At 61.0% G+C, this 13674-nt stretch carries 16 protein-coding genes; 11 read left to right on the top strand and 5 right to left on the bottom strand.

What is annotated here, in order from left to right; translation table 11 throughout:
* Positions 1–6: 6 nt before the first annotated feature.
* The 7 genes from U862_RS0116440 (at position 7) to U862_RS0116410 (ending at position 7247) form a co-directional block, all read left to right on the top strand.
* Positions 7–942 carry a DMT family transporter gene (locus U862_RS0116440; protein WP_025111395.1) on the top strand — a complete coding sequence of 312 codons (936 nt, stop codon included), beginning with the start codon at positions 7–9 and terminating at the stop codon, positions 940–942.
* A 247-nt stretch (positions 943–1189) separates the two neighbouring features.
* The gene (locus tag U862_RS0116435; protein WP_025111394.1) at positions 1190–4108 is read left to right on the top strand and encodes a monovalent cation/H+ antiporter subunit A; all 2919 of its coding nucleotides are present in this window, start codon (positions 1190–1192) and stop codon (positions 4106–4108) included.
* Positions 4108–4452, top strand: coding sequence for a Na+/H+ antiporter subunit C (locus U862_RS0116430; RefSeq protein WP_025111393.1), 345 nt, complete (start codon positions 4108–4110; stop codon positions 4450–4452). The genes U862_RS0116435 and U862_RS0116430 overlap by 1 nt, the downstream gene beginning before the upstream one ends.
* Positions 4449–6128: a monovalent cation/H+ antiporter subunit D gene (locus tag U862_RS0116425; protein ID WP_025111392.1), complete on the top strand. Its 1680-nt coding sequence runs from the start codon at positions 4449–4451 to the stop codon at positions 6126–6128. Before U862_RS0116430 ends, U862_RS0116425 begins: the two co-directional genes overlap by 4 nt.
* The gene (locus U862_RS0116420; protein ID WP_025111391.1) at positions 6125–6613 is read left to right on the top strand and encodes a Na+/H+ antiporter subunit E; all 489 of its coding nucleotides are present in this window, start codon (positions 6125–6127) and stop codon (positions 6611–6613) included. The genes U862_RS0116425 and U862_RS0116420 overlap by 4 nt, the downstream gene beginning before the upstream one ends.
* Positions 6610–6888, top strand: a complete 279-nt coding sequence (locus U862_RS0116415; RefSeq protein WP_007910754.1) for a K+/H+ antiporter subunit F — start codon at positions 6610–6612, stop codon at positions 6886–6888. The genes U862_RS0116420 and U862_RS0116415 overlap by 4 nt, the downstream gene beginning before the upstream one ends.
* Entirely contained in the window at positions 6885–7247 is a 363-nt protein-coding gene (locus U862_RS0116410; protein WP_025111390.1) for a Na+/H+ antiporter subunit G, read from the top strand. The genes U862_RS0116415 and U862_RS0116410 overlap by 4 nt, the downstream gene beginning before the upstream one ends.
* 121 nt (positions 7248–7368) lie before the next feature.
* On the opposite strand, the gene U862_RS0116405 is transcribed toward U862_RS0116410, so the two are convergent.
* On the bottom strand, positions 7369–7809 hold the full coding sequence (locus U862_RS0116405) for a DUF3995 domain-containing protein (RefSeq protein ID WP_025111389.1): 441 nt from the start codon (positions 7807–7809) through the stop codon (positions 7369–7371).
* Positions 7810–7902: 93 nt separating this feature from the next.
* Between U862_RS0116405 and U862_RS0116400 the strand changes: the two genes are divergently transcribed.
* Both U862_RS0116400 and U862_RS0116395 read left to right on the top strand, forming a co-directional pair.
* The gene (locus U862_RS0116400; RefSeq protein WP_025111388.1) at positions 7903–8292 is read left to right on the top strand and encodes a DUF2946 domain-containing protein; all 390 of its coding nucleotides are present in this window, start codon (positions 7903–7905) and stop codon (positions 8290–8292) included.
* 92 nt (positions 8293–8384) lie between these two features.
* Positions 8385–10517 carry a TonB-dependent siderophore receptor gene (locus tag U862_RS0116395; protein WP_025111387.1) on the top strand — a complete coding sequence of 711 codons (2133 nt, stop codon included), beginning with the start codon at positions 8385–8387 and terminating at the stop codon, positions 10515–10517.
* Positions 10518–10611: 94 nt separating this feature from the next.
* On the opposite strand, the gene U862_RS0116390 is transcribed toward U862_RS0116395, so the two are convergent.
* From U862_RS0116390 to U862_RS0116380, 3 genes are all read right to left on the bottom strand, one after another.
* On the bottom strand, positions 10612–11628 hold the full coding sequence (locus U862_RS0116390; protein WP_025111386.1) for an ABC transporter substrate-binding protein: 1017 nt from the start codon (positions 11626–11628) through the stop codon (positions 10612–10614).
* Positions 11629–11757: 129 nt separating this feature from the next.
* Positions 11758–11955 (bottom strand): hypothetical protein, encoded by a 198-nt coding sequence (locus U862_RS0116385; RefSeq protein ID WP_025111385.1) that lies wholly within the window; start codon positions 11953–11955, stop codon positions 11758–11760.
* Positions 11956–11963: 8 nt separating this feature from the next.
* Positions 11964–12434, bottom strand: coding sequence for a hypothetical protein (locus tag U862_RS0116380; protein ID WP_025111384.1), 471 nt, complete (start codon positions 12432–12434; stop codon positions 11964–11966).
* A gap of 403 nt (positions 12435–12837) precedes the next feature.
* On the opposite strand from U862_RS0116380, the gene U862_RS31180 reads away from it, so the two are divergent.
* Positions 12838–13113, top strand: a complete 276-nt coding sequence (locus tag U862_RS31180; RefSeq protein ID WP_081794893.1) for a hypothetical protein — start codon at positions 12838–12840, stop codon at positions 13111–13113.
* A gap of 46 nt (positions 13114–13159) precedes the next feature.
* Positions 13160–13396: a DUF2789 family protein gene (locus tag U862_RS0116375; protein WP_025111383.1), complete on the top strand. Its 237-nt coding sequence runs from the start codon at positions 13160–13162 to the stop codon at positions 13394–13396.
* 6 nt (positions 13397–13402) lie between these two features.
* On the opposite strand, the gene U862_RS0116370 is transcribed toward U862_RS0116375, so the two are convergent.
* On the bottom strand, positions 13403–13606 hold the full coding sequence (locus tag U862_RS0116370; RefSeq protein WP_025111382.1) for a hypothetical protein: 204 nt from the start codon (positions 13604–13606) through the stop codon (positions 13403–13405).
* Between the last annotated feature and the right edge of the window lie 68 nt (positions 13607–13674).

The following is a 13674-nucleotide window of genomic DNA, read 5'->3' as shown; positions in this document are numbered from 1 at the left end:
AAGGTCATGACGTCAGCAAACGGTTCCTCCACGCCTCTCCGCTTCTCCCGCTTCAGCAAGGCCGAGTGCGTGCTGGTGCTGATCACCATGGTGTGGGGCGGCACGTTCCTGCTGGTGCAACACGCCATGACCGTCAGCGGCCCGATGTTCTTCGTCGGCCTGCGCTTCGCCGCTGCGGCGAGCATCGTCGCGCTGTTCTCCTGGCGCCATCTGCGCGAACTCACCCTGTTCGAACTCAAGGCCGGCGCCTTTATCGGCGTGGCGATCATGCTCGGTTACGGCTTGCAGACGGTGGGCCTGCAAACGATCCCGAGCAGCCAGTCGGCGTTCATCACCGCGCTATACGTGCCTTTCGTGCCGTTGCTGCAATGGCTGGTGCTGGGCCGTCGACCCGGGTTGATGCCGAGCATCGGCATCATGCTGGCCTTTACCGGCTTGATGCTGCTGTCCGGGCCGTCCGGCGCGTCGCTGAATTTCAGCCCCGGTGAAATTGCCACGCTGATCAGTGCGATCGCGATTGCCGCCGAGATCATTCTGATCAGCACCTATGCCGGCCAGGTCGATGTGCGGCGGGTGACCGTGGTGCAACTGGCCACGACGTCGGTGTTGTCGTTCCTGCTGGTCGTGCCGACGGGCGAGACGATTCCAGACTTTTCCTCGACGCTGCTGGTGACCGCACTGGGCCTGGGCGCGGCGAGTGCGGCGATTCAGGTGGCAATGAACTGGGCGCAGAAAAGCGTTTCGCCGACCCGGGCGACCTTGATCTATGCCGGTGAACCGGTGTGGGCCGGGATCGTCGGGCGGATCGCCGGGGAGCGCTTGCCGGCGATTGCCCTGGTCGGCGCCGGATTGATCGTGGCGGCGGTGATTGTCAGCGAGTTGAAGACCAAGGGTAAGGCTGTCGAAGTCGACGCTGAACTGGAGCGGGAAACCCAAGGTTAATCCGCCATATCTTGAGTGCCTGAGCCATAGCGATCGCGAGCAGGCGCACGCCTGTAATTGAAATGCGTTCCCCCTGTAGGAGTGTGCCTGCTCGCGATGAGGCCATCCCAAGCAACATCCATCTACCTGAAACAATGCCAAACAGAAAATTCCAGACTACTTTGTAGGATTCTGAGACATCCTGGCGTTTGGTAATCAGGGAGCTGGCACGTATGATGCTTCACAAACTTCCGCAGATTAGAAGCCTATGTCCCTGATAGTTCTACTGCTTCTGCCATTCATTGGCAGCTGTCTGGCAGCGGTGCTGCCACACAACGCGCGTAATACCGAATCCCTGCTGGCAGGTCTGGTCGCTCTGATCGGTACCGTGCAGGTCGCGCTGTTGTACCCGCAAATCGCCCACGGCGGCGTGATCCGCGAAGAATTCATGTGGCTGCCCAGCCTCGGCTTGAACTTCGTCCTGCGCATGGACGGTTTCGCCTGGCTGTTCTCGATGCTGGTGTTGGGCATTGGCACCCTGGTCTCTTTATACGCCCGCTACTACATGTCGCCGGACGACCCGGTGCCGCGTTTCTTCGCCTTCTTCCTGGCGTTCATGGGCGCCATGCTAGGCTTGGTGATCTCCGGCAACCTGATCCAGATCGTGTTCTTCTGGGAGCTGACCAGCCTCTTCTCGTTCCTGCTGATCGGCTACTGGCACCACCGCGCCGACGCGCGGCGTGGCGCCTACATGGCGCTGATGGTCACCGGCGCCGGGGGACTATGCCTGCTGGCGGGGGTCATGATCCTCGGCCATGTCGTCGGCAGCTATGACCTGGACAAGGTCCTGGCCGCCGGCGATCTGATTCGCGCACATGCCCTCTACCCTATCCTGCTTCCTCTCATCCTCATCGGCGCCCTCAGCAAAAGCGCCCAGTTCCCCTTTCATTTCTGGCTCCCGCACGCCATGGCGGCGCCCACCCCGGTTTCGGCTTACCTGCACTCGGCGACCATGGTCAAGGCTGGGGTGTTCCTGCTCGCACGCCTGTGGCCATCGCTGTCCGGCAGTGAAGAATGGTTCTACATCGTCAGCGGCACCGGCGCGTGTACGCTGCTGCTCGGCGCGTATTGCGCGATGTTCCAGAATGACCTCAAGGGCCTGCTGGCCTACTCGACCATCAGCCATCTGGGCCTGATCACTCTGCTGCTGGGCCTGAACAGCCCACTGGCGGCAGTCGCAGCGGTGTTCCACATCCTCAACCACGCCACCTTCAAGGCGTCGCTGTTCATGGCCGCCGGCATCATCGACCACGAAAGCGGCACCCGCGATATCCGCAAGCTCAGCGGCCTGATCAAGCTGATTCCGTTCACCGCGACACTGGCGATGGTGGCCAGTGCGTCGATGGCCGGGGTGCCGCTGCTCAACGGCTTCCTTTCAAAAGAGATGTTCTTCGCCGAAACCGTGTTCATCAACGCGACCGCGTGGGTCGAAGCGGCGCTGCCGATTGTCGCGACCATCGCGGGTACGTTCAGCGTCGCTTACTCGCTGCGCTTCACCGTCGATGTGTTCTTTGGCCCGCCGGCCACCGACCTGCCGCACACCCCGCACGAGCCGCCGCGCTGGATGCGCGCGCCGGTTGAGCTGCTGGTGTTCACCTGCCTGGTGGTCGGGATCTTTCCGGCGCAAGTGGTCGGCCCGCTGCTCGCAGCCGCCGCGTTGCCGGTGGTGGGCGGCACTCTGCCGGAGTACAGCCTGGCGATCTGGCACGGCCTCAACGCCCCGATGATCATGAGCCTGATCGCCATGTCCGGCGGCATCGTGGTCTATCTGCTGCTGCGCAACCAGCTCAAGCGTGGACGCTTCAAATACCCGCCGCTGGTGGGCCGCTTCAATGGCAAGCGGCTGTTCGAACGCAGTCTGGTGGTGATGATGCGCATGGCTCGCCGGGTAGAACGCCGACTCGGCACCCGTCGCCTGCAGATGCAACTGTTCCTGATGGTCTTGGCGGCAGTGCTCGCCGGCCTGATCCCGATGCTGCACAGCAGCCTGAGCTGGGGCGACCGGCCGAAAATTCCGGGCTCCATCGTGTTCGTCACCCTGTGGCTGCTGGCAATTGCCTGCGCTCTCGGTGCGGCGTGGCAGGCCAAGTATCACCGTCTCGCCGCCCTGACCATGGTCAGCGTCTGCGGCCTGATGACCTGTGTGACCTTCGTGTGGTTCTCGGCGCCGGACCTGGCGCTGACGCAGTTGGCGGTCGAAGTCGTCACCACGGTACTGATCCTGCTGGGCCTGCGCTGGTTGCCACGGCGGATCGAAGAAGTCTCGCCATTGCCGAGCAGCCTGCGCAAGGCGCGCATCCGCCGTCTGCGCGACTTGCTGCTGTCGATTGCCGTCGGCGCCGGCATGGCGCTGCTGTCTTACGCGATGCTGACGCGGCAGACGCCCAACGACATCTCGTCGTTCTACCTCAGTCGCGCCATGCCCGAGGGCGGTGGCAGCAACGTGGTCAACGTGATGCTGGTGGACTTCCGCGGTTTCGACACCCTCGGTGAAATCACCGTGCTGGTGGCCGTGGCCCTGACCGTGTTCGCCCTGCTGCGACGCTTCCGCCCGCCGAAAGAAAGCCTGCAACTGCCGGCCCAGCAACGCCTGCTCGCGCCGGACGTGGTCACCGATCTGGTCAATCCGCGTACCGCCAGCGACACCGCGCTCGGCTTCATGATGGTGCCGGCAGTACTGGTGCGCCTGCTGCTGCCGATTGCGCTGGTGGTGTCGTTCTACCTGTTCATGCGTGGGCACAATCAGCCAGGCGGCGGTTTTGTCGCCGGGCTGGTGATGTCGGTGGCGTTCATCCTGCAATACATGGTCGCCGGGACGCAGTGGGTCGAGGCGCAAATGAGCCTGCGACCACTGCGCTGGATGGGCACCGGTCTGCTGTTCGCCACCGCTACCGGCCTCGGTGCGATGGCGGCCGGTTATCCGTTCCTGACCACTCACACCTGGCATTTCGAATTGCCGCTGCTGGGCGACATCCACATTGCCAGTGCGCTGTTCTTTGATATCGGCGTGTACGCCGTGGTGGTCGGCTCGACGCTGCTGATCCTCACCGCCCTCGCCCACCAATCGGTGCGTGGTCACAAGACAGCGTCCCTACCCAAGTCCGTCGCCAGCAAAGGAGCCGTCTGATGGAAGAAGTCATCGCAATCGCCATCGGCGTACTCGCTGCGTCCGGCGTCTGGCTGGTACTGCGACCACGGACGTTCCAGGTGGTCATGGGCCTGTGCCTGCTGTCCTACGCGGTCAACCTGTTCATCTTCAGCATGGGCAGTCTGTTCATCGGCAAGGAGCCGGTGATCAAGGACGGCGTGGTCCAGGATCTGCTGCACTACACCGACCCGCTGCCGCAGGCCCTGGTGCTGACCGCTATCGTCATCAGCTTCGCCATGACCGCGCTGTTCCTGGTGGTGCTGCTCGCATCGCGGGGCCTGACCGGTACCGACCACGTCGACGGCCGGGAGCCTAAGGAATGATGGCGATGACTCACCTGATCGCCGCACCGATCCTGCTGCCGCTGCTGACCGCCGCCATCATGTTGATGCTCGGCGAGAAGCACCGACCGCTGAAGGCGAAAATCAACCTGTTCTCCAGCCTCGTCGGGCTGTTCATTTCGGTGATGCTGCTACAGTGGACGCAAACCACTGGTGTTCCCGGTTCCATCGGCGTGTACCTGCCGGGCAACTGGCAAGCGCCGTTCGGCATCGTGCTGGTGGTCGATCGCCTGTCGGCACTGATGCTGGTGCTGACCGGCATCATTGGCGTCAGCGCCCTGCTCTTCGCCATGGCACGCTGGGATGGCGCAGGTTCGAGCTTCCACGCGCTGTTCCAGATTCAACTGATGGGCCTCTATGGTGCGTTCCTCACCGCCGACCTGTTCAACCTGTTCGTGTTCTTCGAAGTACTGCTCGCCGCCTCTTACGGTCTTTTGCTGCACGGCTCGGGTCGGGCGCGGGTCTCGTCAGGGCTGCATTACATTTCGATCAACCTGCTGGCCTCGTCGCTGTTCCTGATTGGCGCGGCACTGATCTACGGCGTCACCGGCACGCTGAACATGGCCGATCTGGCGCTGAAGATTCCGCTGGTACCGGAAGCCGACCGTGGCTTGCTGCACGCCGGCGCAGGGATTCTCGCGGTGGCATTCCTGGCCAAGGCCGGCATGTGGCCGCTGAACTTCTGGCTGGTGCCGGCCTATTCCTCGGCCAGCGCGCCGGTCGCGGCAATGTTTGCGATCATGACCAAGGTCGGCGTCTACACCCTGCTGCGCCTGTGGACGCTGCTGTTCTCCGGGCAGGCCGGGGCTTCGGCCTTCTTCGGTGGCGACTGGCTGATCTACGGCGGTATGGCGACCATGGCCTGTGCGGCGCTGGCGATTCTTGCCGCACAGCGTCTGGAACGCATGGCCAGCCTGAGCATTCTGGTGTCGGCGGGGATCCTGCTGTCGGCCGTCGGTTTCGCCCAGCCGAACCTGATCGGCGCCGCACTGTTCTATCTGGTCAGCTCGACCCTGGCGTTGAGCGCGCTGTTCTTGCTGGCCGAGTTGATCGAGCGTTCGCGCTCGGCCAACGAAATTCCGCTGGAAGACGAAAGCGAGTTGCTGCCGCGCCCACAAGAATCCCTGCAACCGCCCAAGGGCATCAACCTCGACGACGAACAGAAAGCCGTGGTCGGTCAGGTCATTCCGTGGACCATGGCGTTTCTCGGCCTCAGCTTCATCGCCTGTGCGTTGCTGATCATCGGCATGCCGCCGCTGTCCGGCTTCATCGGCAAGCTCAGCCTGATCGGCGCCTTGCTCAATCCTTTGGGACTGGGTACCGACGCGCCGATCTCCTACGCGGCCTGGGCCTTGCTTGCGCTGCTGATCCTGTCGGGGCTGGCCTCGCTGATGGCGTTTTCGCGACTGGGCATCCAACGCTTCTGGACGCCAGAAGAGCGGCCTTCGCCACTGTTGCGCAAACTCGAATGCGCGCCGATTTTCCTGCTGCTGGGGTTGAGCATCGCCCTGACCTTCAAGGCCGAGCCGCTGCTGCGCTATACCCAGGCGACCGCCGAGGCCCTGAACAACCCGCAGCAATATGTCATGGCGGTGCTAGGCACCCGCGCCGTGCCAAGCCCTGAAGCCAAGGCGGCGATGCTGGAGGTGCAGCCATGAAGCGTGTCTTTCCTGCGCCATGGTTGTCGCTGGCACTGTGGGCTTTGTGGCTGACGCTGAACCTGTCGATCAGCCCGGGCAATCTGCTGCTCGGCGCGATACTGGGTTTCGCTGCCCCCTTGATGATGCGCAAGTTGCGCCCGAAACATGCACGCATTCGCCGGCCGGGGACGATTATCAAATTGTTCTTGCTCGTCGGGCGTGACGTAGTGATGTCCAATCTGATCGTTGCCTGGGGCGTGCTCAACGCCGGCCGCCGGCCTCCGCGCTCGCGCTTCGTCAAAGTACCGCTCGATCTGCGCGATGCGCATGGTCTGGCGACACTGGCAATGATCTGCACGGTGGTGCCGGGCACGGTATGGTCGGAGCTGGCGCTGGATCGCAGCATCCTGCTGCTGCACGTTTGGGATCTGGATGACGAAGCGCAATTCATCCACCACTTCAAGACTGCCTACGAGCGGCCGTTGATGGAGATTTTCGAATGAGCCCGTTGCTCTCGAACGCGATTCTGCTGACGCTGTTCCTGTTCTCGCTGGCGATGGTTCTGACCCTGGTTCGCCTGTTCAAGGGCCCATCGGCGCAGGATCGGGTACTCGCCCTGGATTATCTGTACATCGTCGCCATGCTGATGATGCTGACCCTGGGCATTCGTTATTCCAGTGACACTTATTTCGAGGCGGCGCTGCTGATCGCGCTGTTCGGCTTCGTCGGCTCGTTTGCCCTGGCGAAATTCCTGCTGCGTGGCGAGGTGATCGAATGAATGCTGAATTGTCGCTGTGGATCGAGATTCCGGTGGCGATCCTGCTGGTGCTCAGCGGCGTATTCGCCCTGATCGGCGCGACCGGATTACTGCGCATGAAGGACTACTTTCAGCGCATGCACCCACCGGCACTCGCCTCGACACTCGGCGCGTGGTGCGTGGCGCTGGCGTCGATCATTTGTTTTTCGGCATTGAAATCGGGGCCGGTGCTGCATGCCTGGCTGATCCCGATCCTGCTGGCGATTACCGTGCCGGTGACCACCCTGCTGCTGGCGCGGGCGGCGTTGTTCCGCAAGCGCATGGCGGGGGATGATGTGCCGGCTGAAGTGAGTAGCCGAAGGACCGAAAGCGGTAGCTAGTTCCACAGCTATGGTGTCTGGACTGGCCCTTTCGCGAGCAGGCTCGCTCCCACACGGGAAATGCATTCCAAATGTGGGAGCGAGCCTGCTCGCGAAAGCGACCTCAAATTCACCTCAAAGCTCAAACCCAAGCCACCGTCAACAACCCCGCCCCCAACACCAGACACAACGGCGAATACACCCAGGTATCCAGCCGCGCAAACCGCGAGCCCTTCACTTCCTTGAAAAACCCCACCAGATTCGAATCGCCGATCGCCCGGGCAAACATCAACAACGCAATCGCACTGATCACCCATTGCAACGCCGGATGATGCACCGCCGGCATTCCCCAGCCGACCCGCATGCACACCAGAACGGCAATCAGCAACAACGCTGCCGCCACCAGCAAAGTGATCCAGCCTGACGGTTTGAACGCCGGGCGCATCGTCGCCACCAAGCCTTGCACCGGCACTTGCGGCACTGCCGCGACCGCCGCCCATTGTCCACCCAACGCCCAATACACATGCACCAGGGCGATCATTGCAAAAATCGTCACCAGCCATTGAGCCATCACAAAGGTCATGGTTGAAATCCTTTCAAGGGATTTGAACAAATCATCCTAGTCGGCATTTTTTGAAGTGCACGACCGATCAGCGGTACGGTAAAGTGCCGCCCCATGAAATTCTCCCGTTCCGATCGCTCACAGCTGGCCTGGATGCTTTATTGCTGCGTCCTGTTCAACGTGTTCGCCTGCAGCATCGGTCACGGGCAAATGGTCGGGATGCAACTCAACGGCATCGGCGGCCAGTTCTGTACGGTCGACCCGGCCACTCAAGCGCCACTGACCAGCAATCCCGTCGAAGAAAAACTGCCGACCCTGTCCAAGGCGTTCGGCTGTCCGCTGTGTTCGGTCGGCGGCGGCATGGGGCCGGCGTTCAACTCCAGCCTGACCCTCGCGGTTCTGCCGGAACAACACAGCCCGCCGCTGGCGTCCATCGTCAGCGCCGATCTCCCTGCCCGCTTCACTTGGCCTTCGGCCAATCCTCGCGCCCCGCCGCTCGCCTGAGTGTCTTTGCCTTTTTGATTTTTCAGCCCACTGCGCCAACGCGCGGCGTTCGCCTGTGCGCTGATTCCTAGACAAGCATTCAGGATACAACGATGAAACATATTCCTCTGCTGGCGAGCCTGTGCGGCTGCCTGTCCCTTAACGCCTGGGCGCAATCCACCGTGGATCTGGCGCCGATCACCATCGACGGCGAATCTACAACCGAGCCGGGGCTGAGCCTCGACCAATCCAGCGGCATGGCCTCGCGCCTCGGCCTCAGCGTGCGTGATACGCCCGCCTCGGTGGCCATCGCCGACCGCAATGACATAGAGCGCCACGGCGCGCAGAACTTCCAGGACGCCGCCAACACCCTGCCCGGGGTCAATGCCAGCGCACCGCCAGGCTTTGGCGGATTCGTCTCCTATCGCGGTTTCACCAGCAGCCAGATCACCCAGATGTTCAACGGCATCAATGTCTCCGGCGGACTCGCCCGGCCGGTGGACGCGTGGATCTATGATCGGGTCGAACTGGTTGGCGGCCCGTCGTCGCTGATCAACGGCGCAGGCTCGGTGGGCGGCTCGCTGAACTACGTGACCAAACTGGCAACCCGCGAAGAGCAAGCCGTCGAAGGTCGCGTCAGCTACGGCACCTACGACACAACCGAAACCGCGTTCGGCCTCAACCACGCCCTCACCGACCCGAGCGCCGACGTGCAGCACTATGCGCGCCTGGACGTCAGCCACAACACCAGCAATGGCTACATCGACCGCCAGGAGCGTGATGCCTGGAGCGTGGCGTTCTCGCTGCTCAGCGACCTCACGCCGGATCTGTCACACACCCTGGCCGTGGAATATCAGGACGAACACGAAGACAGCCCGTACTGGGGCACCCCGGTGCTCAATCCCAAGGCTGGCGAGCTGAAGATCGACAAACACAACCGCTTCAACAACTACAACGTCGAGGATGGGCGCTACGAACAGCGCACGATCTGGCTGCGCTCGATCATCGACTACCGGATCAACGACAGCACCACCTTGCGCAACACGCTGTATCACCTCGACAGTCAGCGTGACTACCGCAACCTCGAGACCTATCAGTACAACGCCGACAACAGCGCGGTGAACCGCTCCACGGCCTATCAGGTGCGGCATCAAGGGGAGCAGAACGGCAACCAGCTCGAATTGCGCCACGACAACACCCTGTTCGGCCTCGACACCACCTGGTCCGGCGGCTTCGAATACAAGGTCAACCAGACCACCAACTCGCCGCTCAATGTCAAAGGCGCGAGTACGGTCGATCCGAACAACTACCGGCCGGGGCATTTCTACGACATTCCCGGCACCAACCCGGCGCTGATCAGCGACAAGACCAACGAGGTCACGACCAAGGCACTGTTCATGGAGAACCGGCTGGCACTGACCGACAAACTGGCGCTGCTGACCGGACTGCGTTACGACGACATCGACCTCGACGTGACTAACCATCGCACGGTAACGGCCGCCAATCCCAAGCACCTCAAGCGCAGTTGGGAGCCCGTCACCGGGCGTGTCGGCCTGACTTACCAGTTCATCCCGTCGGCCAACGTCTACGTGCAATACAGCACCGCCGCCGAGCAACCGAACGGCACTCAGGACTTCGACGTTTCGACTGGCAAGCAATGGGAAATCGGCAGCAAGTTCGACTATCTGAACGGCCGTGGCTCGGCGACAGTTGCCGCCTACACCATCGAACGCAAGGATTTTGCCGTAACTGATCCGCTGGACCCGACCAGCAGCATTCCGGTGGGCCAGCAAACCTCCAAAGGCATCGAGATCGCCAGCTCACTGCGCATCACTGACAAGCTGTTGGCCGAAGGCAACTTCGCCTGGGTCGATGCGCAATACGACGATTTCACCGAGAAGAATGCCGCCGGCGTGGTGGTGTCACGCAAGGGCAATACGCCAACCAACGTCCCGGACCGGGTGGGCAACCTGTGGCTGACTTATGACTTTTCACCGCAATGGCAAGGCGGGGTCGATGCGCGGTACGTGGCATCGGTGTATGCGGATACGGCGAACACCATGACCGTACCGTCATACACGCTGTTCGGCAGCTTCCTCAGCTACAAGGTCGACTCGCACACCACCGTCACCGGCCGGGTGCGTAACCTGACCAATGAGGTGTATGCCGAGTTCGCGCATGTTTCGCCGGCTTACTATCTGGGTACGCCGCGCACTTTTGAATTGGCGGTACAAACCAGATTCTAAAACCTGAAAGCTTCGCGAGCAGGCTCGCTCCCACATAGGATGCATTCCCCTGTGGGAGCGAGCCTGCTCGCGAAGAGGCCAGCCGACTCACTGCCTACTTCAGATCAGCCGCGACCTTATCCGCCACATCCTTCGGCACCCACGCCTGCCACACCTCCGGGTGCGCCTTCATGAACGCTTCCGCCGCCTCCCGTGGCACGGTGTGCTTCTCACTCATCTCGGCCAGAGCCTTGTTCAGCGGTGCAATCGGGAAATCCACTTTGCTGAAGAACTCGGCAATCTGCGGGTACTGCTTCTGGAAGGGCGCAGACACTCCAATCGACAGCTTCGAGGCCAGTGAACGGGTCGGTTTCGGATCAGGGTTGTCAGCATCGGTCAGCGTCTTCCACGCCTCGGCGTCAAATGGCGGTTCTTCCAGCTGCACCAGTTTGAATTTGCCCAGCAGCGGTGTCGGAGACCAGTAATAGAACAGCACCGGTTTGCCCCGGCGGATCGAAGAGCTGATCTCGGCATCCAGCGCTGCGCCGGAACCACTGCGGAAGTTGGTGTAGTCGTCCTGCAGGCCGTAGGCAGTCAGCTTCTGTTTGTTCACCACCTCCGAAGTCCAGCCGATCGGGCTGTTGAGGAACCGGCCCTTGCTCGGGTTTTCCGGGTCCTTGAACACATCCTTGTATTGCTTCAGGTCACTGACGCTGCGCAGATCCGGCGCCAGCGGCTTGATGCCCTTGGCCGGATCGCCCTTGATCACGTATTCCGGCACCCACCAGCCTTCAGTGGCGCCCTTGACCGTATCGCCGAGACTGGCGACCTTGCCTTCCGCTTCAGCCTTGACCCACACCGGACTGCGCCCGGCCCACTCCTCGCCAATGACCTGAATGTCATTGTTGGCCAGCGCGGTCTCAAGCGTAATGGTGGTGCCTGGCAACGTATCGGTCGGCAACTCGTAGCCCTTCTCGACGATGATCCGCAGGACATCAGTGATCAGGCTGCCGCTTTCCCAGTTCAGGTCGGCAAAATGGATCGGCGCCTGTGCCGCCGCTGCCGGTTGCGCGGACGTCAGTACACCGAGCGTGACTACGCTGGCGGCCAGTAACCATCGAAATCCTTTCATGCTTTTGCACCTCGTGCTGTTCACAGCAATAGCAGGATGGCCTGGCAGAAGACCGCAAGCCTCTGAATACTCAGTCAACTGACTGTAGCCGAGGTTCCTGCTTTTTCAGAGAGTCCATCCCCGACGAGGTTATGTTTCAGACTTTTCCTGCAAGCTTTGCAGCTCGCGTCTGACCATGCTGGCGTATTCGGCAGGCCGCAAGGCATAGATCTGCGCCGCTACCCAGTTCAACCAGGCGCCTTGCAACCCGGCCTTGGCGTTGAACAGCCGCAAGGCCTCTTCACGCGCGCGGTCGGAGTTCTGCGAATGGAAGTCGGCGCGACTCAAGCCACCAATCACTCGCTAGCCTTGAACGTGACCAGTTCGCCCTTGCGCCACTTCGCCGCTTTGCCGGTGACGGCTTTCAGGGTCTTGGTCAGACCTTCCTGCAATTGCTGATGCGCGGCAAACACCGTCACCACGCTGTGGCCTTCCTTGAACAGGATCGCGTGACCATCGGCGGTCTCGACAAAGGCGTAATCACCCAGGCCATACACCGTCAGTTTGATCTCGCGAAAGCGGATGTCCATCTTGCCGCCTTCACGACTGGGCAGGACCGAGGCGCTGAAATGATCGCCGACCTTGAGCTTGAGCCCCGGTTTGTCATCGACCACCAACGCGCTTTCGGTGTCGATCTCGGCCACGTAAATGCCTTCGGCGTTCTGTTCGGTGATGTAAACAAAACGCGATTGAAACTGCTTGACCAGCTTTGCACGCAAATCACCCAGCACGAACAAAGCATGCATATCGAGATTACTGACTGCCAAAGAAACATCCCCACATCTAAAAAAATACCCTGCGCCAAAACGCGCACGGCAAAAAAAACGGCCAGGCCGATGCTGTTACCAGATGACTCCAGTCAACCTGAATCAAGCAGAACGCTCATTCATCACGAGTTCGCAAGACTACTGGAAAGTCACGCGGGAAACTTGCTTCGACGTTCGCCAGGCCTTGAAGGAAAAGTCTTCATTGAAGCGCAACGAAGACGGACTACAAACTTTAGGGAAAAAGCTGACGAAAAAAAGCCCTTTTCCGACATATCGCCCGTAAAAAATTGCTTTAGATAGGCACCTGTCGCCAACAGGCACTGGCGATTCTAGAGCAGCGATGCTCCTTACGACTACCCGAACCGACCAGTAAACGTCGGCCAACTCATGAAAAGGACTTCATATGTGCACTCTGACTCACTTTGCCCGCCCCTCCAACGCCAGCATCGACGCCCCTTTCGTGTTGCACGGCAGCGCTATAGCAGAACTTGCGCAATACGCACAAAGCACCAGCGCCCCGCGTTTCCAGGTAGTTCCGGCGGGCAATGCGTTTTTTCATATCAAGGAATCATCTACCGGTCGTGTAAGAGGTTTCCGCGAAGATCACAACGCAGCGTGCGCCCTTGCCCGCTCGCTTGAATCAAGAATCGAACTCTTGCCCAACGGCTGCCTCAGATAAAGAGCGAGCGACAGCGCCATTCCGGCACACGCAAAAGGAGTACACGATGGAACTGCCTGCCTATGATCTGAAAACCCTGTTCGATCAACTTGGACTGCCATCGGAGGGCAGTGCAATCGACGACTTCATCGAAGCGCATCCGCTGGATGCCAATACCAAACTGATCGATGCCGACTTCTGGACGCCGCAACAGGCGCAACTCTTGAAGGAATGGCTGCGCGCCGACGGTGAAGAAGCAGTAATGGTCGACGAATTGAACGTACGTCTGCACGACGGCCGTTAATAAATGTCAGTGCAGGCTGTCGCCCGGCTCGGCTTGTAGCTGTGCGAGCCAGGCAGCCTTGCACTCCTCCGCCTCATCGCGACTGGCAAACGCGGTGCCGCGGCGCTCACCATTGAGCAACACCACCCAGCACACGCTCTGGCCCATCGCGCGCAATCCGGCGGGCACACCACTGCCAATCATCACCGCGACATCGACTCTGCTCTGCATGTTGACCTCCAGAACTCATTAGCTACCTAACTAGTAGAAATGTTAATGATTTATTCGTAGAGGAAACA

Origin of the sequence: Pseudomonas sp. H1h (genome assembly GCF_000633255.1) — a bacterium.
Classification (GTDB): domain Bacteria; phylum Pseudomonadota; class Gammaproteobacteria; order Pseudomonadales; family Pseudomonadaceae; genus Aquipseudomonas.
The sequence above is the reverse complement of the archived record's forward strand: the minus strand, read 5'-3'. Positions and strand labels throughout refer to the sequence as shown.